This is a genomic window from Providencia sp. R33 (genome assembly GCF_019343475.1).
Lineage (GTDB): Bacteria > Pseudomonadota > Gammaproteobacteria > Enterobacterales > Enterobacteriaceae > Providencia.
In genome coordinates this window covers 3,056,100-3,079,737 of the sequence record NZ_CP072453.1, presented here as the reverse complement: position 1 = coordinate 3,079,737, position 23,638 = coordinate 3,056,100, and the positions used below count along the sequence as shown (strand labels likewise).

The following is a 23,638-nucleotide window of genomic DNA, read 5'->3' as shown; positions in this document are numbered from 1 at the left end:
TGTATGAGTAAAAAGTACGTAGTTGCCCTCGGGCTTTCATTAATCTTTGGTGGCATGGAAGTTGCCTCTGCGGCAATCAATATTGACCGCACTCGTATTATTTTTCCGGGCAAAGATAAATCCATTAGCTTAGTCATTAATAACCAAAGTAAAACTATGCCTTATTTGGCGCAATCATGGATGGAAGACGCGAAAGGAAACAAAGTTTCAGAGCCTTTTACCGTTTTGCCACCAATGCAACGCGTTGAGCCGAATGCAAAAAATCAAATTAAAATCATTAAAACTGAAGGGATTGATGCACTGCCCCAAGATAGGGAATCGCTATTTTACCTGAATGTACGTGAAATCCCTCCAGTTTCAGATAAAGAAAATGTGGTGCAAATTGCGATTCAGAGCCGTTTAAAAATGTTTTATCGCCCAGCTCAAATTGAAAATAACAGCGATAAAGTGTGGGCGAAAGAGTTGAAGTTTACGCATTCGGGTAGTCAGTTATTGATTGAAAACCCAACGAAATACTACGTCACATTGGGTTATTTAAGTAACAACAATAAGAATAACTTTCCAGGTTTTGAGAGTGTCATGGTAGCGCCATTATCAAAAGAAAGCGTTTCTGTACCAAGTGCCAGTTTTAGCCAGCTTTACGCCGGATATATGGATGACTACGGCGGAATGAAAATGTTGACTTATCAGTGCGCTGCATCGATATGCCAGCTATCAAAAGAAAACCAATAGGATTTTAGAGATGAGAAATTGTTGCTTTTCAATCGGTTTTTTCATGTTATCCCTGTTTGGGAATCATGCATATGCAGACAGCAGCATGATGCGAGGCGATCTCAATTTTACCGGCAACGTAGTGGCTTTGCCTTGTAAAATCACACTTTCCTCGATTGATCAAAATATTGAATTAGGCCCAATTTCTCTTAATTATTTCAATGAGATCGGGGATAGAAGTCCTAAGCATGAGATCAAATTGAAATTTGACGACTGCATTTTCCCGAAGCGTGATCGTGATGACCGCGATCCTGTCGTTAGGATCATGTTTATTTCAGAACCAACGGCAAGCACGGATCGTAATTTATTTGGTGGTAAAACGATTTTAAATGGTTATGGCATTCGCTTACTGGATAAACAAGGCAATACGATACCGAATGGTGAATACCGTAACTATCCAGTTTATTTCGATGATAATCAACAGATTGTGATCTACTCCATGTTGGAAAGTTATCGTGCAAGAAGTGAATTAACCGTGGGTAATATTAAAACGCAAATTACCTTAAATATTACCTATATATAAAGGTGTATAAATTATGATACACAAATTTATTAAGCAGTATGGGTTCTACTTTTTATTCTTATTTATTTTTATCAGCCCAAAGACTTTTGCATTAGATTGCGTTGAGAAGGGAACGGGGGCAGTAGAAAAACCCGCGGTTCCTGTCGGGCAGTTGGCTATTCCATCAGACACAACGGCTGGGGCAGTTATTTGGCAGTCTAACCCGATGACAGTGACGGTCTATTGTGACAACGTCCTTGGGGATGCAGTTGACGTTGTGCATATGTATTTTAACCCGAAATCCCAAAAGCTGGGAACTGGGTTATTACTTGGCGCAAACTACCAAGGCCAGCAGCTTGAGCAAAATGAACAACGCGTTAATTTAGGAACTAACCCAATTCGTAAAGGACAGGATGTGACTGTAACTGTCACATTTACATTGTATATCAAGGTCACAGGGATTGTTCCACCATCAGGAAATTATACAGGTGATAACCAATTTACCGTTTTCCAATTTGATGGTAGCGGCGGGATAAACCATACCGCGGGCGCTAAGAACTTAAAATATTCAATTACGGGGCTACAAGGTATTCGGTTTTTAAAATGTGGTGCGGATATCAAAGTTTACCCTGAATCCCAGCAAATAGACTTTGGTCAATTGATGATTACAGACCTTAATCAAGGTAAAGAGTTTAAAAAAGATTTTCAAATTCAAGCGGTAAAGCGTGGTTGTTTAGATAATTTCTCGATGAATATTAACTTTGAAACCACTGATCAGCTAAATGGTGAATATGCGATTGATTTGAAAAATGGGATGAACCTAACGATTGCTGACGATAAAGCGAATCGTATCAAATATAATTATTTCCAATTTTTTGGCACATTACCTTTAGGTTTGACCTCAGTCACGCGTGATTATAGTGCGACGGTTAAAAAAGTGAGTGCAATTAAAACGGGACCTTTTAAAGCATCAACAATTGTTCGCATTAACTATTATTGATAGAACTGGTGAATAAAAAAGAGCAGGCATATTGCCTGCTCTTTTACTTGCATGACTTATTAACGATACAAGCTAACCGAGATTAGCGCATTCCGTTGGTATCGATGTGTCCTTTTATTTTACACATTTTTGGCAAGTCGTATTTTGTACTTGCTCAAAGAAGTTGTTTCCTTTGTCATCAACAAGGATAAAGGCGGGTAGGCCTTCAACTTCCATTTTCCAAATTGCTTCCATACCTAATTCTGGATATTCTAAGCAATTCAGGCTCTTAACATATTCTTGCGCTAAGATTGCCGCTGAACCCCCAATGCTGCCTAAATAGAAACCACCGTGTTTTTTACATGCGTCGGTCACTGCTTGAGTACGGTTCCCTTTAGCAAGCATTACCATGCTACCACCGTGGGATTGGAACAGGTCAACATAAGGGTCCATACGGTTACCCGTTGTTGGGCCTAACGAGCCTGATACCATATCTTCAGGCTTCTTGGCTGGTCCTGCGTAATACACCATATGGTCTTTGAAGTATTGTGGTAATTCTTCGCCGTTATCTAAACGTTCTTTGAGCTTAGTGTGTGCAATATCACGTGCGATGATCAGTGGACCACTGAGGGAAACACGAGTCGACACTGGGTGCTTACTCAGCTCAGCCAAAACATCTTTCATTGGGCGGTTGAGGTCAATATGAACCACTTTGCCTTCAGCTTGGGTACGCATAGATTCAGGGATATATTGCGCTGGATTATGCTCCATTTTCTCCAGCCACAAACCCTCTTTGGTAATTTTGGCCTTGATATTACGGTCAGCAGAACACGAAATAGCTAAACCAATAGGGCAAGACGCGCCATGGCGAGGTAAGCGTATAACTCGGACATCGTGAGCAAAATATTTACCACCAAACTGCGCACCAAAGCCAAGATGTCGTGAAGCTTCTAATAACTCATTTTCTAGCTCAATATCACGGAAAGCGCGGCCATACTCATTACCCGTAGTTGGTAAATTATCGTAGTATTTAGCAGAGGCTAATTTTGCTGTTTTCAACGTTGTTTCCGCTGAAGTTCCACCAATAACAAAGGCAATATGATAAGGCGGACAAGCCGTTGTTCCCAGATTGCGCATTTTCTCAATTAAGAAGTTTTTCAACTTAGCTGGGGTTAACGTGGCTTTTGTTTCTTGATAAAGTGCGGATTTATTCGCAGAACCGCCGCCTTTATTGACGAACAGGAAATGATATTCATCGCCTTTGGTGGCAAAAATATCAAACTGTGCTGGTAGGTTAGTGCCCGTATTCACTTCGTTAAACATATCAAGCGGGGCATTTTGAGAAAAACGCAAGTTTTCATGTTGGAAGACGTTGTAAATTCCGCGAGAGAGGTACTCTTCATCATCGCAATCCGTCCAAACTTGTTGACCTTTTTTCCCAACCACAGCAACGGTTCCGGTATCTTGGCAGTTTGGTAAAATGCCTTTTGCAGAAATTTCAGCGTTACGTAGCAATTGCAGTGCGACGTATTTATCATTTTCGCTGGCTTCTGGGTCATGCAAGATGGCTGCAACTTGTTTTTGGTGTGCGGCTCTTAAGAAAAACTGTGATTCATAAATTGCACGCTCAGCGAGCAATGTTAGTGCTTCGGGCTCAACTTTTAAAATTGGTTTTCCTGCGAATTGCTCGACAGAAACATATTTATCAGAAACGTGGGTATATTCAGTTTTATCCTCAGATAGGGGATAAGGTTCTTGATAAAAAAACTCTTTATTAGCCATTTTGCTCACTCACATATTAATTTCAGTGGAATATCCAAAAATAATCGCCCGTAGGCTTATGCTTATTCTTTAATAAATTCAGTACAAAGGAACAAAGTAAAATTTATAAGTGTAATAATGAAACAAAAACTACAAAAGAAATCACGAAAAGTAACAGTTTAGGTTGAAATTATATCAATTTGACCATTATATTCAAAGGGATGCACTTGATAATATGATGTTGGTTAAAGTTATCGAGATAAAACCCACTTCACGATAAAAATTAGATGTAAATCACATAAAATTATATTTGATGATATTTTTCTTTTTTCAATTGTAATTATGAATTATTTACTTTTTAAGTATTTCATTGGGATAAATTACTTTTTAAGCTATTTGAGTAAGTTTAAACGATTCAGTTCTTGATGATTTTATCTTAATCAGAGGGATATTTGATGGGCGAGCAGTAAGATATATTTTTCATATCTTAATTTAAGAAATAATTAATTTTTAGAGTGAAATTAGTTATTAAACTAGTACTGACTAACTTTATGAATTACAAGGTATTTGACTTAAGTTCTGTACTTTGATGTACAAGGGAAACCTATAGATAACGGTAGGGTAACAATATATATCGCTATGTTGCTTATTTTTATCAAAAAACAGTTTTATTTATTGTGAATTCATAATGAAAGGCAAACGAAGTGTCGAAAATGGCTTTCAATTTATAAAAACTGTGTTTATCATGCAGGGCTCAATGAATTTGAAAAATGGCGCTACTGGTTTTGGGCTTTGCTGGGGAAAATTATTTACTCAAAATAATTCCAGTGATATGTAGGCCGCAAACGATGGCACCTCGATGAGCATACATAAGTATGTGATTCGAATGGCAGCGTGAAGCGAACATCCATATCACTTGAAGTATGAAGAGTAAACCTCCGACAAGCTTATACAGTCTTTAACGGTGGCGGTTCTATCTGCATTATTCCTAGGGATAGAGTGTATTATAAATGACTGAGACAACCTCTCTGACACCACTCGTCGAATTAAAATCTTTAAATAAAGGTTTTGATGGCAAACAAATTATTTCTGAACTTGACTTAACCATTCGAAATGGTGAGTTTTTGACTATTCTGGGGCCTTCTGGCTGCGGTAAAACGACGGTTTTACGTCTTATTGCTGGGCTTGAAGATGTCGATGAAGGTCAAATTATTCTTGATGGTCAAGATATTACGGATATTCCAGCGGAACAACGTTTCGTGAATACCGTATTCCAAAGCTATGCTCTTTTTCCTCATATGACGGTCTATGACAACGTCGCTTTTGGCTTGCGTATGCAAAAAACACCTGCTGCCGATATTCAAAAGCGGGTTGATCAGGCACTGCGTATGGTGCAATTGGAAGATTTTGCGCAGCGAAGGCCGAATCAACTCTCTGGCGGGCAGCAGCAGCGCGTGGCAATCGCTCGTGCCGTAGTGAATCGCCCAAAAGTCTTATTACTGGATGAATCATTGTCTGCGCTGGATTACAAACTGCGTAAGCAAATGCAGAACGAGCTAAAAGCCCTTCAACGGAAACTGGGAATTACCTTTATTTTTGTTACCCATGACCAAGAAGAAGCCTTAGCGATGTCTGACAGGATAGTCGTCATGCGTGAAGGGAAAATTGAGCAAGATGGTACACCTCGTGAAATTTATGAGGAGCCTAAAAACCTGTTTGTTGCTCAGTTTATTGGTGAAATTAATATTTTTGATGCGAAAGTATTGTATCGCATTGATGATAAACGTATTCGTGCCAATGTTGAAGGTCATGAGTGCGACATTTTCACTGAGCTTTTGGTCAAAGAAGGGCAGCACCTTAATGTGCTTTTGCGCCCTGAAGACTTACGCGTTGAAGAAGTGAATGATGCAGAAAATCATCCAGGGCTAATTGGTTACGTGCGTGAACGTAACTACAAAGGCATGACTTTGGATTCTGTGGTTGAGATGGAAGACGGCAAAATTGTTATGGTGAGCGAATTCTTTAACGAAGACGACCCCGATGTTGACCACTCCTTGAATCAAAAAGTTGCTGTAACTTGGGTGGAAAGCTGGGAGGTCGTTCTGGATGATCATTCGTAAACACAAGATCCTGCAGAATGTGATTATCACAGGGATTGTCGCTTGGTTGGTCTTGTTCGTTTTCTTGCCAAATATCATGATCATCGGGGCAAGCTTCCTAACACGCAGCGATACCAATTTAGTGGATCTGATCTTCACATGGGATAACTACATCCGTTTATCTGATCCCATGTATGCGGAAGTGATGCTGCATTCACTGAATATGGCGCTGATCGCCACATTCTTCTGCCTTGTGATCGGCTATCCATTTGCCTTTATTTTGGCGAAGTTACCTAAACGTATTCAGCCATTGATGCTGTTTTTATTGATTGTACCGTTCTGGACAAACTCGCTGATCCGTATCTATGGCTTGAAAGTGTTTTTGAGTACCAAAGGCTATTTGAATGATTTTTTGCTTTGGATTGGCATTATCGATAAACCGATACGCTTAATGTACACCCCAGAAGCAGTAGTATTAGGGCTGATTTATATCCTATTGCCTTTTATGGTAATGCCACTGTACTCCAGTATTGAAAAATTGGATAAGTCATATTTAGAAGCAGCTAGGGATCTCGGTGCTAATAAATTCCAGACCTTTGTGAAAATCATTATTCCATTAACGATGCCAGGTATTATTGCTGGGTGTTTATTGGTTCTGTTACCTGCGATGGGGCTATTTTATGTCGCCGATTTAATGGGCGGCGCGAAGAACTTGTTAATTGGTAACGTGATAAAAAGCCAGTTCCTTAATATTCGCGATTGGCCATTTGGTGCAGCAACCAGTATTTTCCTCACCGTGATGATGGGGCTGTTGCTGTATGTGTACTACCGAGCGGCTAAGCTTCTGAATAAAAAGGCGTATGAAGAATGATCGGGCGTACTTTGCGTGGTGGCTTTATGGCCATCGTCTATGCGTATCTTTATATTCCAATCATCATTTTGATTGTTAACTCCTTCAATGAATCTCGTTTTGGTATTCAGTGGCAGGGGTTCTCAACAAAATGGTATGAACTGCTGAGCAATAACGACAGCTTATTAGAAGCGGCGGGGCATTCATTAACCATGGCGGTGTTATCCGCCACATTTGCCACAGTGATTGGCACATTAACCGCAGTTGCGCTGTTTCGTTACCGTTTTCGTGGCAAGCCCTTTGTGGGCGGAATGCTGTTTGTGGTGATGATGTCCCCCGATATCGTGATGGCAATATCGTTATTAGTGCTGTTTATGATCTTGGGCGTTTCACTGGGTTTTTGGTCGTTGCTGTTTTCGCACATTACCTTCTGTCTGCCTTTTGTGGTGGTCACGGTATATGCAAGGCTTAAAGACTTTGATGTGAAGATGCTGGAAGCCGCGCGAGATCTTGGGGCGGGTGAATTTACTATTTTACGTAAAATTATTCTGCCATTGGCGCTCCCCGCGATTGTGGCGGGTTGGTTGCTCAGCTTCACATTATCGATGGATGATGTGGTAGTGTCGTCGTTTGTGACGGGGCCAAGTTATGAAATTTTACCGTTAAAAATCTACTCAATGGTCAAGGTTGGCGTATCGCCTGAAGTGAATGCGTTGGCAACGGTGCTACTGATTATGTCGCTGGTGCTTGTTTGCTTAAGCCAATGGGTAATGCGGGATAAATACGGTAAAAAAGCGCAGTAAAAATAATAGGATGGCACGGTGTTACAGTTTTTCGTGCTTTTTAAATGCCATAAGGCGAGAGGGTGGGCTCCAATTGAGCCTATAAGATATCACCCCTAAATCATTCAAGTTACAGCTTGGTGTAGGCAGGGATAAAAACAGGTTGTTGAGGGAAACTCAGTCATGAAAAAATGGTCCTATCTACTGGCGGCAGGCTTAATGGCTGCAAGTATTGGCACGGCGACTGCCGCTGACGATAACAAAGACGTACTGTATTTCTATAACTGGACAGAATATGTTCCCCCCGGTTTATTAGAACAATTTACCAAAGAAACGGGTATCAAGGTGATTTACTCCACCTACGAATCCAACGAAAGTATGTACACCAAATTGAAAACCTATAAAGATGGGGCTTATGATTTGGTGGTGCCATCTACTTACTTTATTGCCAAAATGAGTAAAGAGGGGATGCTGCAAAAGATTGATCAAAGTAAATTGAGCAACTTTAAAAACCTCGATCCGAATTTAATCCACAAAGAATTTGACCCCAATAATGACTATTCTGTGCCTTATATTTGGGGCGCAACAGGGATTGGCATTAATGGTGAAGCCGTTGACCCAGGTTCTATCACGTCGTGGGCAGATTTTTGGAAGCCTGAATATAAAAATAGCCTATTGATGATGGATGATGCACGGGAAGTATTCCAAGTCGCATTAAATAAACTGGGTTATTCAGGTAATACCACCGACCCGAAAGAGATTGAAGAGGCCTATAAAGAGCTGCAAAAGCTGCGCCCGAATATCTTAGCCTTTAACTCGGATAACCCTGCCACACCGTTTATTGAAGGGGAAGTGGATGTGGGGATGTTATGGAATGGCTCTGCGTTTGTCGCAAGGCAAGCGGGCTTACCGATTGAAGTGGTGTGGCCAAAAGAAGGCGGCATCTTCTGGATGGATAGTCTGGCGATCCCTGCCAATGCGAAAAACGTTGAAGGCGCCCATAAACTGATTAACTTCTTACTACGCCCTGAAATTGCGGCACAAGTTGCTGAATCCATCGGCTATCCAACACCCAATTTAGCCGCTAAAAAGATGTTACCCGCAGAGATTGCTAACGACCCATCCCTTTACCCAAGTGAAGAGGTCTTGAAAAAAGGCGAGTGGCAAAGCGATGTTGGGAATACCAATATTTTGTACGAAGAATATTTCCAAAAGCTAAAAGCTGGCCGTTAATGGTTTGACGAACAAAAAAGGCACCTTATGTAGGTGCCTTTTTTGTTCAATAAGTTACGCAGACGGTAGCTTACTTACTCACAGCATTATGGGCAACAAACTGAGCAAAGGTATCCGCCCACGGTTGCAAGAAATCTTTGCTTTTCGGTGAAATATTGCCTTGCTCATCCACCATACCGTCATACCATTTCAGGTAACATTCAGGTTGGTTCATCGTTGGCATATTCAAAAAGGCGAGGCTGTTGCGCAGGTGTTGTTGGGCAATTGCTGTACTGATATTACCGATGGATACACCTAAAACCCCCGCAGGAATTGCATTCCACGAGTTATCACCCCAAGGGCGAGAGCCTTGGTCAATAGCATTTTTTAATACGCCGGGGATAGAGCGGTTATATTCGGGGGTGGCAAAAATAATACCGTCACAGGCTTTAATTTGAGATTTAAAATTGGCGACAACAGGAGGCACATTTTGGTCTGCATCTTGATTGTAGAGAGGAAGGTCGCCAATGTTGATAAATTTGAATGAAAAATTTGCAGGGAACAACTTAGTCATGGCTTTAGCGACGATTAGGTTGTAAGAATTCGCACGCAAGCTACCCACAATAACACCAATATTATATTGTTTTGACATGGTAAAACCTCTTCTATCGACGGTTGATGACGAATGTGACAAATAATTTGCACTTTGTCAGAATTTTATTTTACACCCATTATTAAACATCATAACCCGAATCGGTGCAAAACTAAGTTAAATGTAAAGTCAGCCAAAACAATAAAATCAAAATACAAAATAATTTTAAATTATCAATTAATTATGGGCTTATAGCTTATCTAAAATGGATATTGTGAGTCCCATTCCACTATTTTGATTTAACCTTGAACAAAACAGGGTTACTTGATTTCGGTCAAAATGAAACATACCGACTGGTCGGTATCATCCATTGCATGAATAAAACAGCGCAGCACAGAAAAAAAGACCCTATCAAACTCCAAGTGGAGCTACTAAAAGCGGCTCGCATCATTGCGGGTAGGGAAGGCATTTCTGCATTATCGCTTAATGCTGTCGCACGAGAAGCGGGTGTCAGCAAAGGGGGGCTGATGCACCATTTCCCGAGCAAACAAGAGCTTATCCACGCGTTATTTCTGCAATTGCTGGGCATTATGGATGAGCGAATTAGCCTCATCATGGAAAATGATACCAATACATATGGGCGTTTTTCTCGTGCGTATTTGCACTATATTGGCGAGCTAAAAGAGTCAGATGAAAGTTTCCAGCTCGCGTTATTGTCTTTGGCCATGCCAAATGAGCCTGTATTGCGTAAATGCTGGCGTGATTGGGTGCTGGGCCACTTAGCTAAAGGTGATGAGTTCGATAACAGCTATTTAGGGGCGCTAGTGCGTTATGGTGCGGACGGCTTGTGGTTGTCATCGTTAACGGAGGGCGAAACGCTATCGCAACAAGAACGTGATGCCATTGTCAGCCGTTTAACGGCGATATCGTTTGAAAAACTGCCTTAATATGGATAAGTAAACACCGAAAATACCGTCATTAATATAATAAAAACATGGGGCGACAGTGAAATATAAAATCAATGCCTTCATTATATATGATGCAGTTGATGGCACTTTGTCTTTGAAAGAAGATGAAGTGGATACGCAATTGTCTATTACCGCCAATGCATTGCTCTATTATTTTATCCAAAATAGGGGAGTGGTATCCCGTGACGATGTCTTAAAAGTAGTATGGGATGATAATGGGTTAGTTTCATCCAACAGTAATTTAAACCAATATTTGAGCTTATTAAGAAAAGCATTTCGCCAGTATGGTATTGAAAATATCATTATTACGGTAGCAAGAGGGCGATTGGAATTTAACTCAGAGGTAACGTTAGAGCGTTTGAATGATGCCAAAATGCACCCCGCGGAATTTATTAAAAGTTTGAGTGAGATAGATGCCGCCGAAGTTGTATTATCACCTGTTAATGAGCCGCCATTAATTAACCCAGAAACAACCACTGTCTTACCCCCCAAGCCATTCACCAAAGCAAAAAGAGAAATGTGCTGGTATTTTGCCAGTGGTGCATTTTTGCTGTGCTCTATCTTATTATTAGTTATGGCTTATTTATCAAATCAGCCATCCCAACCGATTAATATGACTGTGCTGGAACATGCTGGTTGCGATGTGCTTTCAAATGAAAAAATGATTAACGGCACTGTCGCGCAAAATTATGTGCAAAACTTTGACAAGGTGAGAAATAACTTAAATCTTGCCTGTGTAGAAAAAGAGCGATTTGTTTTCTTCTATGGGGATAAATTACAAACCAACGGATTAGGACGTGTGTTTTTAGCCCATTGCGCAGTAAATGAAGATAATCCTTTTAGCTACTGTGATAACTATTTTTATTATTCTTGGAAGCCATCATGAAAATATCTGGGAAAGTATTATGTTTACTGAGTGCTTTGCTTTTTATTGTGGTGGTGATTTACACGCAATCCGTTTTATTTGCTAATAAGCAAGATGGCTTAATGGTTTGTTCGACCAAAGGTATTATGCGTTTTGAAAATATGAAAGATGAAAACGTTAATGGCAATATTCACTTCAATTTTGGGGCGAATGGAAAAGGGTCTATTGTCGTTGAGGGTTATACAGACTCTAAAGCAGGATGGTTGTATTTACAGCGCTATGTGAAATTTAATTATACGACCAAACGCGTTTCCCCAACGGAGCGCCATTATAATATTAGTCAATGGGAATCGAGTGCCTCTTCCATTGATGAATCCCCCGATGTGATTTTTGACTACTTTATGCGAGAAATGTCTGATAGCCATGATGGGTTATTTCTTAACGCCCAAAAGCTGAATGACAAAGCGCTGTTATTAAGTTCAATTAACTCCCCACTCTATATCTGCACATTAAAGCCCGGCAGTAAATTTGATTAGCAAAATGCCTGCCGAGAGTATTAAAGTCGTCCTATTGTTGTAGCGTTTTCCCCTTCTAACTGCCTTTAACTTCCATTGAAATGATGAGCAACTTTAGTGTTATTTGCAGGCTATCTTAGTGTGAATGTCTTGCCCTAGATTGCTGAGCTTTTCTTGTTTTCGTCATGCAGAAAGTTATCTTCGTTTGCGAACAATGCTTATAAGCCAGTGAGCTGTCCCACAATTATCATTGTGTAAATTACCCCTTGGTATCAGCTTAATAATATCCTGTTAACAATCCCCCTCGATTAATCCGTAATCTATTTTTCGTGTTTTTTATTCACCAGACGGATGCGTGAATTTTTCGTTTTTTTAGCATGGTTATGTGAATTGAAGACCTTTGAAATCTAATTTTTAGTTAAATATTCTAAGTATCTACTTATTGTGGATTTATATTTTGTTTTTATTTTTCGTCTCTATAGTGAGTTTGAAGCCAAAGGCTGCGTTCAATTAATCACCGCGCAGACACTGTTGGCGTAAATGATTACCTCGGTTCTGCAAGAAACATGTATTCGGACACATCAACTTAAAGAGCGCGGTAAAGAAAAATGAAGAAGGCTTCTCGGAGGAAACAACAATGGGTGATGCATTAGGTCTTATCGAAACTAAAGGTTTGGTAGCTTGCATCGAAGCGGCTGACGCAATGTGTAAAGCCGCAAACGTTGAGCTAATCGGTTATGAAAATGTGGGTTCAGGCCTCGTAACCGCAATGGTTAAAGGTGATGTTGGCGCAGTCAAAGCGGCGGTTGATTCAGGTGTTGAATCTGCTCAGCGTGTTGGCGAAGTCGTGACGTCTCTGGTCATTGCGCGTCCACATAACGATATCAACAAAATTGTGATTAAACATAAGGCATAACTTTTTCCGGAGGAAAAAACATGGGTGACGCATTAGGTCTTATCGAAACTCAAGGGTTAGTGGCATGTATTGAAGCGGCTGACTCGATGTGTAAAGCCGCAAATGTTGTGCTGATTGGTTATGAAAATGTTGGGTCAGGTTTAGTGACGGCAATGGTGAAAGGGGATGTGGGCGCGGTAAAAGCAGCGGTTGATTCAGGCGTTGAATCGGCTTCTCGCGTAGGCACTGTTGTGACATCTCTGGTGATTGCACGTCCTCACAGCGATATTCAGAAAATCGTCGCCCAGTATAAAGTCACGGAATAAAAAGGAAATTACTTATGAAAGAAGCGCTTGGATTAATCGAAACCAAAGGTTTAGTGGCCTGTATTGAAGCCGCTGATGCCATGTGTAAAGCCGCTAATGTCGAACTGATTGGCTATGAAAATGTCGGCTCAGGGCTGGTGACTGCGATGGTGAAAGGTGACGTCGGTGCGGTTAACGCAGCCGTTGAGTCGGGTGTTGAAGCTGCAAAACGTGTTGGCACCGTGGTGACATCACGTGTGATTGCTAGACCGCATAATGATATCGGCAAAATTGCACAGCAACACAAAGCCTAAGTTGTTGGCTGATAAGTAAATAAAACAACAAGTTAATTAGTTAATTTTGACTCCGATACGGGGGAAGACATGGTTGCATTAGATAAAGATCTGCAATCCAGACAACTGGCAAGAGAGCTAGTTAGAAACGCGAAACAAGCGCAGAAAGTTTTTGCGACATTTTCGCAGGAAAAAATCGACAGTATCGTTAAACACATTGCTATTGAATCCGCCCTTCACGCTGAAGAGCTGGCAAAAATGGCCAATGAAGAGACAGGTTTTGGTAAGTGGCAAGATAAAGTCCTGAAAAACACCTTCGCTTCAATGCGTGTCTATGAACACATCAAAGATCTCAAAACCGTTGGCATCATTAATGATGACAAAATCAACAAAGTCATGGATGTAGGCGTTCCATTAGGGGTGATCACGGCACTGGTGCCATCGACAAACCCGACATCGACCATCATCTACAAAACGTTGATTGCCTTAAAAGCAGGTAACGCCATTGTCTTCTCCCCGCATCCTAATGCCAAAGCCTGTAGTTTCCGCACATTAGACATCGTTAAAAAAGCGGCATTAGAAGCGGGTGCACCTGCAGGGATCGTTGATGGCGTCACGATGCTGACCCTTGAAGCGACCAAAGAGCTGATGCATAGCAAAGATGTTTCCTTAATTTTAGCGACTGGCGGGGAGGGCATGGTGCGTGCAGCCTATGCATCGGGTACGCCAACAATCAGTGGCGGTCCGGGTAATGGCCCTGCCTTTATTGAGCGCAGTGCCAATATCAAACAAGCCGTGAATGACATTATCACCAGTAAAACGTTTGATAACGGGGTGATTTGTGCATCTGAGCAATCAATTATCGTCGAACGTTGTATTTATAACGAAGTGCACCGCGAGCTGTTAGCGCAAGGCGCTTACTTTATGAATGAAGACGAAGCGAAGCGCATGGCGTCAATGTTATTGCGGGCAAATGGCACCATCAACCCTGAAGTGGTTGGGAAAGATGCCATTACCTTGAGCCAACGTGCAGGGTTTAGCGTACCTGCAAATACTCGTGTTCTCATTGCGTTACAAGACACCGTTTCACCGAAAAACCCGTATTCCCGTGAAAAACTGTGCCCAATCTTAGGGATGTATATCGAAGAGGATTGGCAATCTGCTTGCCATCGTGTGGTGGATTTACTGACCAACGAAGGTTTAGGCCACACACTGGTGATCCACACGCAAAACGAAGATGTGATCCGCCAGTTCTCCCTCGAAAAACCGGTTAACCGTATTTTAATTAATACCCCTGCGGCACTGGGTGGTATTGGGGCTACGACCAACATTACGCCTGCATTAACCTTAGGTTGCGGTGCAGTGGGTGGCGGTTCGAGCTCAGATAACGTCGGGCCAATGAACTTGCTGAACATTCGTAAAGTGGGTTATGGCGTGCGCTCTATTGATGATTTAAGACAGCCAGCACAACCGTGCTCAGTTGCTCAGCCTGCGGTTTCAACAACGGTAAATCAACCGCAAATTAGCATTTTAGATGATGACCGTTTTCGCCAGCCAGTGACGGCTTCTGCGCCTGTTTCTAATGCCGCAGACAACCGTTTTAGCACGGCGGCCATCACGGAAGCGGTGGTTTCTCAAGGTGATATCACTGAGGAAAATGTTGAGCAAATCATCAAGGCCGTTCTCGGTCGCCTAAATAAGTAACTCATTGAAATAAGGCGGTATAAACCATGATTTTGGCAAAAGTAATCGGGCATGTTGTCGCAACGCAGAAATGCCAAGAACTTAGCGGAAGCAATTTATTGATGGTTGCTGCGCTGGGGGATGACCTTGAACCGTTGAAAGACCGAACGTATGTGGCGGTAGACAGCGTTGGCGCAGGTATCAACGACATTGTGTTAGCCGAAGCGTACTTCGCGTTGAACAAAGACAAATACAAAGCCATGTCAGTGGTTGCCATTGTCGAAAAGGTTTATACCAAGGAGTAAACAACAGCATGAACCAGTTTCTCATTAAACCGCGAGTGCAATTTGGTGCTAATGCACTGGATTTCATCTCAACGATGCAAGCTCAGCAGGCCTTTATCGTGACCGATAAAGCCATGGTGAAGTTTGGTTTAGCAGAGGAAGTCACTCGTCGGTTAACACACTCAGGCATTGCGTTCTCAATGTATGACGATGTCCTGCCAGACCCTGATATTTCAGCCATCGTAAAAGGCATGAAAATCATGGATGTGCAATATCCCGATGTGGTGATTGCGCTGGGTGGCGGCTCTGTGATTGATGCGGCGAAAGCGATTATTTACTCCTTATGGCACACGAAAAATGACGCCAATCGGGCAAAACCGCAGTTTATTGCCATCCCAACAACCAGCGGCACAGGCTCTGAAGTGACCAGTTTTTCAGTGATTAAGTCTCACTCTGAAAAATTGGTGTTAGTGGATGAGTTTATGCTGCCCGATGTGGCAATCCTCGACCCTGTTTTAGTGAAATCAGTACCTGCTTCAATTACTGCAGATACAGGGATGGATGTGCTTTGCCATGCATTAGAAGCGTATGTTTCCCGCACTGCATCTGATTTTTCTGATGCATTAGCGGAAAAAGCGGTGCAACTGGTTTTCGGTCATTTGATTGACTGCTACCGCGAAGGGGGCAACTTGCTTGCTCGCGAAAAAATGCATAACGCTTCTTGTATTGCAGGAATGGCATTTACCAATGCTTCTTTAGGGATCACGCACAGCTTAGCTCACGCATTAGGCGGTGTGTTTCACATTCCACACGGCCGTGCCAATGCACTATTGATGGCACAGGTAGTGGCATTTAATGCCGAGTTAGAAGGGCGTTGTGATACCGACGCGGCGAAGCGTTATGCGCACCTTGCGAAGAATTTGAATTTACCTGCCTCAAATATACGTGAAGGCGTTGAAAGCCTGATTATGGCAATCAACGTATTGAAAGATGAAATGAATATGCCAAATGGCATTCAAGCTACAGGCATTAACGAAACTGATTTTAACGCCCGTTTAGGGGAAATGGTGGGGCAAGCACTGCGTGATAGTTGCACTCCGACCAATCCACGGGATGTGAACCAAGTGCAACTTGAAACGCTATATCGGCAATCTTTTTAACAGCCGCAAGCTGTTAGGTGATGAACAACAAACGAGAACAAACATCAGGATAGGCTAACATGACTAAATATGCTCTGACCCCACGCGTAAAAATGCTGGCTGAACGCTTAAGTGCCCGCAATAGCTCAATTATTACTGAACGTGCCAACATTTTAGAAGCACTGGAAAGCCAACTTTCGGGTGCACCGCAGGCAATTAAACCTGCTCAACGTTTTTATGAATTTATCCGCCATTTCCCTGCGTTTATCGCGCAAGATGAATTGATTATTGGTAGCCAATCCTCCACACCACGTGGTGCGATTTTCTTCACTGAAAATGAAATTCACAGCAACAGCATTTACACTTTCTTAGCGGGGGATAGCACTGTTGATGCCCCTGACTATTTGGCCGTATTGAACATCGGTTTTTTAGAAATTAAATCCCAATTGGAAAACCGTGTTAGAAACATCGGTAGCGCGGTCAGCCGCAATAGTATTGATGAGGCAAATAACTGCCGCGCCGCAATTTATGCCTGTGATGCGGCTATTCATTTTGCACAATCCCTTGCATCGAAAGCGGAAAGCATGGCTGCGGTGGAATCAAACCAATACCGCCGTTTAGAACTGCAAGAAAGTGCGGCAATTTTGCGTAATGTTCCTGCCAAACCAGCACAGACTTTTAAAGAAGCTTGCCAAGCGTTCTATTTATTGCAGCTTATTTTGCATCTGGAAAATGGTAGCTACGCAGTTAACCCAATGGGCTTTGACAAAGCGGTTTACCCATTCTACCAACGAGACATCGAGCAAGGCCGTTTAACACCCGCCCAAGCATATGAAGTGGTTGAAAGTTTATGGCTAAAATTGGCGGAGCTTTCTGAAGTGCGCTCGACAAAAGTGGTGGATGGTTACCCAATGTTTGATGCATTAAAAGGCGGTGTGTATTTAACCGACCCTCGCGTATGTATTAACGAATTATCCTCCATGATGTTATCGGCTCATGAGAATATCATGGCCATTAATAATGGATTAAAAGTTCGCTTATATTGCGGCCAAGCAAGTACGCAACCACAATATTCGGCTCCAAATGCCAGTTATGTTGCACCGTCTGCACAAGCTGAGACAGAATTTAAAGTCATGGAAGGGTTGACCCCACGTTTACAACGCCTGCGTAATCGCTACTTGGAAGCGCGCCCAAGCGTCTCTATTTACCGCGCTTTAGCTTTTACTGACGTTGTCAAAAATAACCCAGGTTTACCGCCGATTTTACTGCGCGCAAAAGCGTTTCGCCGCGCATGTGAAACCGCACCAATCTTAATCCAACCAGAAGAGTTAATTGTTGGGCATCCATGTGGAAAACCACGTGCAGGTGCATTCTCCCCAGATATCGCATGGCGCTGGGTGGTCGAAGAACTCGACACCATGAGCACGCGCCCACAAGACCCATTTGTTATCTCTGAAGAAGACAAAAAAGTCATTCGTGAAGATATCGCACCGTTCTGGGAAGGCCGCTCATTAGATGAAATCTGTGAGGCGCAATACCGTGAGGCAGGTGTGTGGGAGTTTAGTGGCGAAACATTCGTCAGTGATTTGTCCTATCACCAAATCAACGGTGGGGGCGATACTTGCCCAGGCTACGACGTCTTATTATTCACTAAAGGTATGAATGGGATTAAAGCAGATGCACAGGCGAAACTGGCCGAGCTCAGCATGGAAAACCCGGATGATATCGACCGTATCTATTTCTATAAAGCGTCTATTGAAACTTGTGAAGGCGTTGTGGCTTACGCACACCGCATTGCAGAGCATGCACGTGAATTAGCCGCGAAAGAAACGGACGTAAAACGCCGTGAAGAATTACTGACTATCGCGCAAGTGAATGAAAATGTGCCTGCCAACCCACCAGTGACCTTACAAGAAGCATTGCAAAGCATTTGGACGGTGGAGTCTCTGTTTGAAATCGAGGAAAACCAAACGGGTCTATCTTTAGGGCGCCTCGACCAATATTGCTTACCGATGTATGAAAACGACATCAAAACAGGCCGCCTAACACAAGACCAAGCACTGGAAATGATGCAGGCGTTTATCATCAAATGTGCTGAATTAATGTGGATGTCCAGTGAGTTAGGGGCGAAATATTTTGCGGGTTACCAGCCGTTTATCAACTTAACGGTGGGCGGGCAAAAACGCTCAGGCGGTGATGCCTGTAATGACCTGACCTACTTAATTATGGATGCAGTGCGCTTTGTTAAAGTATACCAGCCATCACTGGCTTGCCGTATCCATAACCAATCACCACAAAAATACATGGAAAAAATTGTCGATGTCGTTAAAGCCGGTATGGGCTTCCCTGCCTGCCACTTCGATGATTCCCACATCAAAATGATGCTGCGCAAAGGCTTTGATTTTGAAGATGCACGTGATTACTGCTTGATGGGCTGCGTTGAACCACAAAAATCAGGCCGAATTTATCAATGGACATCAACAGGTTACACCCAGTGGCCAATCGCCATTGAGTTTGTCTTAAACCGTGGTCGCATGGTGCTATTTGATAGCTACCAAGGTTTAGATACGGGTGATCTGCGTGATTTGAGGACCTTCGAAGACTTTGACCGCGCAGTGAAACAACAAATCGCCCATATCGTCCGTTTATCTGCGGTCGGTACAGTGATTAGCCAACGTGTACACCGTGATGTTGCGCCAAAACCATTAATGTCCTTGCTGGTGGAAGGCTGTATGGAAAAAGGCAAAGACGTTGCGGCAGGTGGTGCGATGGTTAACCACGGCCCAGGTTTGATTTTCTCTGGCCTTGCGACTTACGTCGATTCCCTCGCCGCCATTCGTAAACTGGTTTATGAAGATAAACGCTACACCCTTGAGCAAGTACGTGATGGTCTATTAGCTAACTTTGAAGGTTATGACGAGCTGCGCCGCGATTGCTTAAATGCACCGAAATTTGGTAACGATGACAACTATGTTGACCAATATGCGCTGGATATTACGGAGTGGACAGAGCGTGAGTGCCGTAAATACGACATGTTGTACTCCACATTCAGCCACGGAACCTTGTCGATTTCTAATAATACCCCCATCGGGGAATTGACTGCCGCGAGTGCCAATGGACGCTTGGCGTGGATGCCATTATCAGACGGTATTAGCCCAACGCAAGGTGCGGATAAACAAGGCCCAACCGCCATCATTAAATCTATCAGTAAGATGAATGTGGAAACAATGAACATCGGTATGGTGCATAACTTTAAGTTCTTAAAAGGCTTGTTGGATACGCCAGAAGGTCGCCACGGCTTAATTACCTTACTAAGAACCGCTTCTATTTTAGGTAATGGCCAAATGCAATTTAGTTATGTCGACAATGAAATGCTGAAAAAAGCACAGCAAGAGCCTGAAAAATATCGTGATTTAATCGTTCGAGTCGCAGGTTACAGTGCTTACTTCGTCGAACTCTGTAAAGAAGTTCAAGATGAAATTATTAGCCGTACCGTGATTGAGAAGTTTTAAATCGATATTGGCAGGTATGGCAACATACCTGCCATTTCAGAATAAAAACAATAAGTTTTGTCATTTTTTGAGGTGCAATGATGAGCGCGGCAGATATTAAAGGTCGGATATTTAATATCCAAAAATATTCCATTTATGACGGCGATGGTATTCGCACGCTGATCTTCCTTAAAGGGTGCAATATTCGTTGTCCATGGTGTGCGAACCCTGAAGGGTTAAGTAGCCAATTTCAAGTGATGTTTTCCCACGATAAATGTGTCAATTGCGGTAAGTGTGTGGATGTTTGCCCAACAGGTATTCACTACAAAACAACTAATGAGCAGGGTGAGCAGATTCACCGTGTTAATCGTAGCATTGATTGTATTGGTTGTCGTAAGTGTGAAGAGGTGTGCATTGGCGGTGCGTTAGACATCATGGGCAAAGATGTCACAGTCGCAGAAATGATGGAAATTATTATGCAAGATTATGATTTTTATATTTCCTCTGGCGGTGGTGTCACGATTGGTGGCGGGGAAATGAGTCTGCAAACTGATTTCGCTGTTGAACTGCTGCGTGAATGCAAAAAAATGATGATCAATACCGCGGTAGAAACCCAAGGGACAACATCATTAGCCAACTATGAAAAGCTCGCCCAAGTTGTTGATTTATTTTTATATGACATCAAACACATCGATAGCGCCCAGCATAAAAGTATCTTTGGTATTGGTAACGAGAATGTACGCCAAAACCTTGAAAGACTTATTGAATTAGGTGCAAACGTAGTGGTGCGGATGCCTTTGGTTCGTGGGTATAACGATTCGTACGATGCCATCACGGGCGCTATTGAATACGCGATGGAATTAGCCAAACGCGGAAATGTAAAACGTATCGATATTCTACCTTACCACCAGTTGGGGCGCGGTAAATACGACAAACTGGACATGATTTACCCAGTGAAGCAAGACCCAACTTATAGCGCAGAAGAGCTAGACCAATTGGAAGCGTTCTTTAAACAGTTTGATTTTGATATTCGACTGGTTCGTCACTAAGTAGGAGAGACAGATGAAAAGTTTAGGTGTGATTGAAACTCGGGGACTGACATCCGCAATACAAGCGGCTGATGCAGCGTGTAAAGCCGCGAGTGTTGAGATTGTCGGTTATCGGAAAATTGGATCTGGCTTGGTTTCCGTTTGCTTTCAAGGGGAAATCAGTGCAGTACGTACCGCCGTCGATCACGGTATTGCGGTAATCAGCAATAGCCAATTATGCGTAGGATCACTGGTGATTGCGCGCCCTGAAGAAAGTGTGATTACAAAATTATTAACAGTAAAAAGCAAAAAGGGTGAGTTAGCAAAAAGCGTCGAACAAACTGAAAAACCAAAAGAAAATTTGGTTACCGAGGAAAAAGCTGAACCAGAAGTGACGGAAAATAGCGTTAAAGAGCCCAAAAATGACCTGCGTAAAGGTAAAAAATCATGATGAATGAGCAATTGATGGGCAAAATTTTATCTCGCCTTTCAACTTACAGCCCCGCAAGTGGAATGCAGCCTGCGATTGCGATCCCTGTCGGTGTTTCTAACCGCCATGTGCACCTTTCGCAGCAGGATGTTGAAGCCTTATTTGGTCAAGGTTATCAACTCACGCCGTTTAAGGATCTCAAGCAACCTGGGCAGTTTGCAGCGAAGGAATGCGTAATGGTGGTTGGGCCAAAAGGCTCAATCAGTAAGGTTAGAGTTTTAGGCCCTGTACGCCCAAAAAGCCAATTAGAGGTCTCAAAAGCGGATTGCTTTGCCCTAGGGATTAAAGCGCCTGTGAGGGAGTCTGGGGATTTAACGGATTCTGGTAGTGCACTATTAATTGGTCCAGCAGGGCATGCAAACCTTGAATCTCAAGTGATTTGTGCACAGCGACATATTCATATGAACACGATGGATGCTAGAGCATTAAACGTGGTGAATGGGCAAAAGGTCAATATTCGCACGGAAGGTGAGCGCCGTTTAGTGTTTGATGAAGTTGTTGTCCGTGTGGATGAGCGGTTTTCCCTTGAATTTCATATTGATACTGACGAAGCCAACGCTGCGGGTCTGCGCAATAATGACAGCGTATTTATTGTTGGTTAAAGGATGGTGGCAAGGTGAACGAAAAACAGATTGAGCAGATAGTTGAACAAATTGTATGGCAGCTAAATCAACGCGTTCTTGTGGTGTTATCCCCAGTCGAGGGCTACCAACAGGCGATTTATCAAAGACTAACGCAATTTTCATCGGTTTCTTTTTCACTCTATGCTACGGATTTAATGCCATCAACACCGTATTTCGAGCAGTGGGCAACGCTGGGAACAATGTTTGATAAAAATACGTTGCAGCTAAATGCATTAGGACGTTATCACAGCGTATTTTTGCCTTTTATTGATGCCAAGGTGGTTGGAGAAGTCGCAAACGGCTTATTTACTAGTGAGGAAAGCCAACTGGTCTTGCATGCCCTTGCACAAAATATTCCTGTATTGGCATTAAAACACCATTGTTGCCCTGAAAGTGAACTCAACCAAATTTTAGGTTTAGATAAAAATAAACACTATAACAACTTGATTAAAGAAAATATGACGAAGATTATTTCGTTGGGCGTGCAATTTAATACATTCAATGAAATTGAAAATAAGCTTTTAAAAAATAATGTTAATCAAATTATAGAGCCTAAAAATAACCACTACGAAAGTCGCTATATTACTTTAAATGAAGTAATGAAAAACCCTGGAGGGTATATTGCGAATGATAATAAATTAACAGATTCAGCTATCGATTATTTAAAATCTTTAAAGAAATAAGATATCAAAACTAAATTAATCTAATTTGTCTATTTATTGTAGGAGTATTATCTATGTCCCCTAAAGCAAAATCGTGGCTTTGGATGCTGGCGGTTATTATTTCAGAAACTTCAGCAACCTCTACATTGAAAATGTTTGATAATAGTGAGGGTACTACAAAATCCCTATTATTAGCGCTGATCGTTGTATTGTATGTTATCTGTTATTACTCACTTTCCCGAGCAGTTAAATATATCCCTGTAGGCTTAGCTTATGCAACATGGTCAGGTACTGGGATCCTCATGGTATCCACACTGGGCATGCTGTTTTATGGGCAACATCCTGATACGGCAGCAATGATTGGTATGGCAGTGATCGCAAGTGGCATTGTTATCATGAATCTGTTCTCCAAAATGGGGGCTGAAGAAGAAGTCGAAGCACCCAATAAAGAAACGAAAGAGTCATTATTATCCACCAATAATAAAGCTGTTCATTAATTAAAATTTAAGGGGAAAGATTATGTTTACTGGATTTCTATGGCTAGCACTTTCGATTGGTTCTGAAATAACTGGAACCTCAATGATTAAAAAAACCAATAGCTTTAGCAAATTAGGCCCGTCTGTTTTAGTGATCATTGCCTATTGTTTATGTTATTTTGCTCTGACCCGTGCAATGGGATATATCCCTGTCGGGGTGGCTTATTCATTATGGTGTGGGTTTGGTATTGTCGGAGTGACATTAGTTTCCATGATTTTATATAAACAAAAACCAGATTTCCCTGCGGTATTTGCAATGGGGTTAATTATCTCTGGTGGAATAATTATGAATACTTTCTCAACGATGTAAGTC

Annotated in this window: 25 protein-coding genes; 23 read left to right on the top strand and 2 right to left on the bottom strand. The window is 42.3% G+C overall.

From position 1 onward, the window contains the following. Window positions 1-3 precede the first annotated feature (3 nt). From J6836_RS14465 to J6836_RS23195, 3 genes are read left to right on the top strand one after another with little or no spacing between them, the layout of a single operon-like run. Complete coding sequence (locus tag J6836_RS14465; protein WP_219244697.1) at window positions 4-732, top strand: fimbrial biogenesis chaperone; 729 nt, start codon at window positions 4-6, stop codon at window positions 730-732. A 10-nt stretch (window positions 733-742) separates the two neighbouring features. Further along, window positions 743-1,294, top strand: a complete 552-nt coding sequence (locus tag J6836_RS14460) for a fimbrial protein (protein ID WP_255586235.1) — start codon at window positions 743-745, stop codon at window positions 1,292-1,294. Window positions 1,295-1,307: 13 nt separating this feature from the next. Further along, a complete protein-coding gene (locus J6836_RS23195) occupies window positions 1,308-2,273 on the top strand; it encodes a fimbrial protein (RefSeq protein ID WP_219244696.1) in 966 nt (321 codons plus the stop codon). 114 nt (window positions 2,274-2,387) lie between these two features. On the opposite strand, the gene J6836_RS14450 is transcribed toward J6836_RS23195, so the two are convergent. Then, window positions 2,388-4,034 carry a fumarate hydratase gene (locus tag J6836_RS14450; protein ID WP_219244695.1) on the bottom strand — a complete coding sequence of 549 codons (1,647 nt, stop codon included), beginning with the start codon at window positions 4,032-4,034 and terminating at the stop codon, window positions 2,388-2,390. Between the two features lie 989 nt (window positions 4,035-5,023). Here J6836_RS14450 and potA point away from each other — a divergent pair. The 4 genes from potA to potD all read left to right on the top strand — a co-directional run bounded on the left by potA (window position 5,024) and on the right by potD (window position 8,977). Next, a complete protein-coding gene (gene potA / locus J6836_RS14445; protein WP_219244694.1) occupies window positions 5,024-6,133 on the top strand; it encodes a spermidine/putrescine ABC transporter ATP-binding protein PotA in 1,110 nt (369 codons plus the stop codon). Continuing rightward, window positions 6,120-6,983, top strand: coding sequence for a spermidine/putrescine ABC transporter permease PotB (potB, locus tag J6836_RS14440; protein WP_219244693.1), 864 nt, complete (start codon window positions 6,120-6,122; stop codon window positions 6,981-6,983). Before potA ends, potB begins: the two co-directional genes overlap by 14 nt. Beyond that, on the top strand, window positions 6,980-7,765 hold the full coding sequence (gene potC, locus J6836_RS14435) for a spermidine/putrescine ABC transporter permease PotC (RefSeq protein WP_219244692.1): 786 nt from the start codon (window positions 6,980-6,982) through the stop codon (window positions 7,763-7,765). Before potB ends, potC begins: the two co-directional genes overlap by 4 nt. Before the next feature lie 162 nt (window positions 7,766-7,927). Then, on the top strand, window positions 7,928-8,977 hold the full coding sequence (gene potD, locus J6836_RS14430) for a spermidine/putrescine ABC transporter substrate-binding protein PotD (RefSeq protein WP_219244691.1): 1,050 nt from the start codon (window positions 7,928-7,930) through the stop codon (window positions 8,975-8,977). Window positions 8,978-9,047: 70 nt separating this feature from the next. On the opposite strand, the gene J6836_RS14425 is transcribed toward potD, so the two are convergent. Continuing rightward, a complete protein-coding gene (locus J6836_RS14425; RefSeq protein ID WP_219244690.1) occupies window positions 9,048-9,608 on the bottom strand; it encodes an NADPH-dependent FMN reductase in 561 nt (186 codons plus the stop codon). Between the two features lie 314 nt (window positions 9,609-9,922). On the opposite strand from J6836_RS14425, the gene J6836_RS14420 reads away from it, so the two are divergent. The 16 genes from J6836_RS14420 to J6836_RS14345 all read left to right on the top strand — a co-directional run bounded on the left by J6836_RS14420 (window position 9,923) and on the right by J6836_RS14345 (window position 23,635). Further along, window positions 9,923-10,495, top strand: coding sequence for a TetR/AcrR family transcriptional regulator (locus J6836_RS14420; RefSeq protein WP_219244689.1), 573 nt, complete (start codon window positions 9,923-9,925; stop codon window positions 10,493-10,495). A gap of 58 nt (window positions 10,496-10,553) precedes the next feature. Next, window positions 10,554-11,402 (top strand): transcriptional regulator, encoded by an 849-nt coding sequence (locus tag J6836_RS14415; RefSeq protein ID WP_219244688.1) that lies wholly within the window; start codon window positions 10,554-10,556, stop codon window positions 11,400-11,402. Continuing rightward, on the top strand, window positions 11,399-11,917 hold the full coding sequence (locus tag J6836_RS14410; protein WP_219244687.1) for a FidL-like protein: 519 nt from the start codon (window positions 11,399-11,401) through the stop codon (window positions 11,915-11,917). The genes J6836_RS14415 and J6836_RS14410 overlap by 4 nt, the downstream gene beginning before the upstream one ends. Before the next feature lie 616 nt (window positions 11,918-12,533). Continuing rightward, on the top strand, window positions 12,534-12,812 hold the full coding sequence (locus tag J6836_RS14405) for a BMC domain-containing protein (protein ID WP_004249182.1): 279 nt from the start codon (window positions 12,534-12,536) through the stop codon (window positions 12,810-12,812). A 20-nt stretch (window positions 12,813-12,832) separates the two neighbouring features. Next, complete coding sequence (locus J6836_RS14400) at window positions 12,833-13,117, top strand: BMC domain-containing protein (protein WP_042845468.1); 285 nt, start codon at window positions 12,833-12,835, stop codon at window positions 13,115-13,117. A 14-nt stretch (window positions 13,118-13,131) separates the two neighbouring features. Next, on the top strand, window positions 13,132-13,410 hold the full coding sequence (locus tag J6836_RS14395) for a BMC domain-containing protein (protein ID WP_006658501.1): 279 nt from the start codon (window positions 13,132-13,134) through the stop codon (window positions 13,408-13,410). A 69-nt stretch (window positions 13,411-13,479) separates the two neighbouring features. Next, window positions 13,480-15,093, top strand: a complete 1,614-nt coding sequence (locus J6836_RS14390; protein WP_219244686.1) for an acetaldehyde dehydrogenase (acetylating) — start codon at window positions 13,480-13,482, stop codon at window positions 15,091-15,093. Window positions 15,094-15,119: 26 nt separating this feature from the next. Continuing rightward, window positions 15,120-15,377 (top strand): EutN/CcmL family microcompartment protein, encoded by a 258-nt coding sequence (locus tag J6836_RS14385; protein WP_047757248.1) that lies wholly within the window; start codon window positions 15,120-15,122, stop codon window positions 15,375-15,377. A gap of 8 nt (window positions 15,378-15,385) precedes the next feature. Next, window positions 15,386-16,516 (top strand): 1-propanol dehydrogenase PduQ, encoded by a 1,131-nt coding sequence (locus J6836_RS14380; RefSeq protein WP_219244685.1) that lies wholly within the window; start codon window positions 15,386-15,388, stop codon window positions 16,514-16,516. Window positions 16,517-16,575: 59 nt separating this feature from the next. Next, the gene (gene cutC / locus J6836_RS14375; RefSeq protein ID WP_219244684.1) at window positions 16,576-20,007 is read left to right on the top strand and encodes a choline trimethylamine-lyase; all 3,432 of its coding nucleotides are present in this window, start codon (window positions 16,576-16,578) and stop codon (window positions 20,005-20,007) included. 77 nt (window positions 20,008-20,084) lie between these two features. After that, on the top strand, window positions 20,085-21,035 hold the full coding sequence (gene cutD, locus J6836_RS14370) for a choline TMA-lyase-activating enzyme (protein WP_219244683.1): 951 nt from the start codon (window positions 20,085-20,087) through the stop codon (window positions 21,033-21,035). 13 nt (window positions 21,036-21,048) lie between these two features. Next, window positions 21,049-21,465, top strand: coding sequence for a BMC domain-containing protein (locus J6836_RS14365; RefSeq protein WP_219244682.1), 417 nt, complete (start codon window positions 21,049-21,051; stop codon window positions 21,463-21,465). Beyond that, window positions 21,462-22,106, top strand: a complete 645-nt coding sequence (locus J6836_RS14360) for a phosphate propanoyltransferase (RefSeq protein WP_219244681.1) — start codon at window positions 21,462-21,464, stop codon at window positions 22,104-22,106. Before J6836_RS14365 ends, J6836_RS14360 begins: the two co-directional genes overlap by 4 nt. Before the next feature lie 14 nt (window positions 22,107-22,120). After that, window positions 22,121-22,810: a hypothetical protein gene (locus J6836_RS14355; protein WP_219244680.1), complete on the top strand. Its 690-nt coding sequence runs from the start codon at window positions 22,121-22,123 to the stop codon at window positions 22,808-22,810. 53 nt (window positions 22,811-22,863) lie between these two features. Then, window positions 22,864-23,286: a DMT family transporter gene (locus J6836_RS14350; protein ID WP_219244679.1), complete on the top strand. Its 423-nt coding sequence runs from the start codon at window positions 22,864-22,866 to the stop codon at window positions 23,284-23,286. A 22-nt stretch (window positions 23,287-23,308) separates the two neighbouring features. Next, the gene (locus J6836_RS14345) at window positions 23,309-23,635 is read left to right on the top strand and encodes a DMT family transporter (RefSeq protein ID WP_004907976.1); all 327 of its coding nucleotides are present in this window, start codon (window positions 23,309-23,311) and stop codon (window positions 23,633-23,635) included. The last annotated feature ends 3 nt before the right edge of the window (window positions 23,636-23,638 follow it).

What these genes read in the sequence shown, in the direction of transcription:
- J6836_RS14465 (WP_219244697.1), top strand. Translation starts at nt 4, where the DNA reads ATGAGTAAAAAGTACGTAGTTGCCCTCGGGCTTTCATTAATCTTTGGT.
- J6836_RS14460 (WP_255586235.1), top strand. Translation starts at nt 743, where the DNA reads ATGAGAAATTGTTGCTTTTCAATCGGTTTTTTCATGTTATCCCTGTTT.
- J6836_RS23195 (WP_219244696.1), top strand. Translation starts at nt 1,308, where the DNA reads ATGATACACAAATTTATTAAGCAGTATGGGTTCTACTTTTTATTCTTA.
- J6836_RS14450 (WP_219244695.1), bottom strand. Translation starts at nt 4,034, where the DNA reads ATGGCTAATAAAGAGTTTTTTTATCAAGAACCTTATCCCCTATCTGAG.
- potA (WP_219244694.1), top strand. Translation starts at nt 5,024, where the DNA reads ATGACTGAGACAACCTCTCTGACACCACTCGTCGAATTAAAATCTTTA.
- potB (WP_219244693.1), top strand. Translation starts at nt 6,120, where the DNA reads ATGATCATTCGTAAACACAAGATCCTGCAGAATGTGATTATCACAGGG.
- potC (WP_219244692.1), top strand. Translation starts at nt 6,980, where the DNA reads ATGATCGGGCGTACTTTGCGTGGTGGCTTTATGGCCATCGTCTATGCG.
- potD (WP_219244691.1), top strand. Translation starts at nt 7,928, where the DNA reads ATGAAAAAATGGTCCTATCTACTGGCGGCAGGCTTAATGGCTGCAAGT.
- J6836_RS14425 (WP_219244690.1), bottom strand. Translation starts at nt 9,608, where the DNA reads ATGTCAAAACAATATAATATTGGTGTTATTGTGGGTAGCTTGCGTGCG.
- J6836_RS14420 (WP_219244689.1), top strand. Translation starts at nt 9,923, where the DNA reads ATGAATAAAACAGCGCAGCACAGAAAAAAAGACCCTATCAAACTCCAA.
- J6836_RS14410 (WP_219244687.1), top strand. Translation starts at nt 11,399, where the DNA reads ATGAAAATATCTGGGAAAGTATTATGTTTACTGAGTGCTTTGCTTTTT.
- J6836_RS14405 (WP_004249182.1), top strand. Translation starts at nt 12,534, where the DNA reads ATGGGTGATGCATTAGGTCTTATCGAAACTAAAGGTTTGGTAGCTTGC.
- J6836_RS14400 (WP_042845468.1), top strand. Translation starts at nt 12,833, where the DNA reads ATGGGTGACGCATTAGGTCTTATCGAAACTCAAGGGTTAGTGGCATGT.
- J6836_RS14395 (WP_006658501.1), top strand. Translation starts at nt 13,132, where the DNA reads ATGAAAGAAGCGCTTGGATTAATCGAAACCAAAGGTTTAGTGGCCTGT.
- J6836_RS14390 (WP_219244686.1), top strand. Translation starts at nt 13,480, where the DNA reads ATGGTTGCATTAGATAAAGATCTGCAATCCAGACAACTGGCAAGAGAG.
- J6836_RS14385 (WP_047757248.1), top strand. Translation starts at nt 15,120, where the DNA reads ATGATTTTGGCAAAAGTAATCGGGCATGTTGTCGCAACGCAGAAATGC.
- J6836_RS14380 (WP_219244685.1), top strand. Translation starts at nt 15,386, where the DNA reads ATGAACCAGTTTCTCATTAAACCGCGAGTGCAATTTGGTGCTAATGCA.
- cutC (WP_219244684.1), top strand. Translation starts at nt 16,576, where the DNA reads ATGACTAAATATGCTCTGACCCCACGCGTAAAAATGCTGGCTGAACGC.
- cutD (WP_219244683.1), top strand. Translation starts at nt 20,085, where the DNA reads ATGATGAGCGCGGCAGATATTAAAGGTCGGATATTTAATATCCAAAAA.
- J6836_RS14365 (WP_219244682.1), top strand. Translation starts at nt 21,049, where the DNA reads ATGAAAAGTTTAGGTGTGATTGAAACTCGGGGACTGACATCCGCAATA.
- J6836_RS14360 (WP_219244681.1), top strand. Translation starts at nt 21,462, where the DNA reads ATGATGAATGAGCAATTGATGGGCAAAATTTTATCTCGCCTTTCAACT.
- J6836_RS14350 (WP_219244679.1), top strand. Translation starts at nt 22,864, where the DNA reads ATGTCCCCTAAAGCAAAATCGTGGCTTTGGATGCTGGCGGTTATTATT.
- J6836_RS14345 (WP_004907976.1), top strand. Translation starts at nt 23,309, where the DNA reads ATGTTTACTGGATTTCTATGGCTAGCACTTTCGATTGGTTCTGAAATA.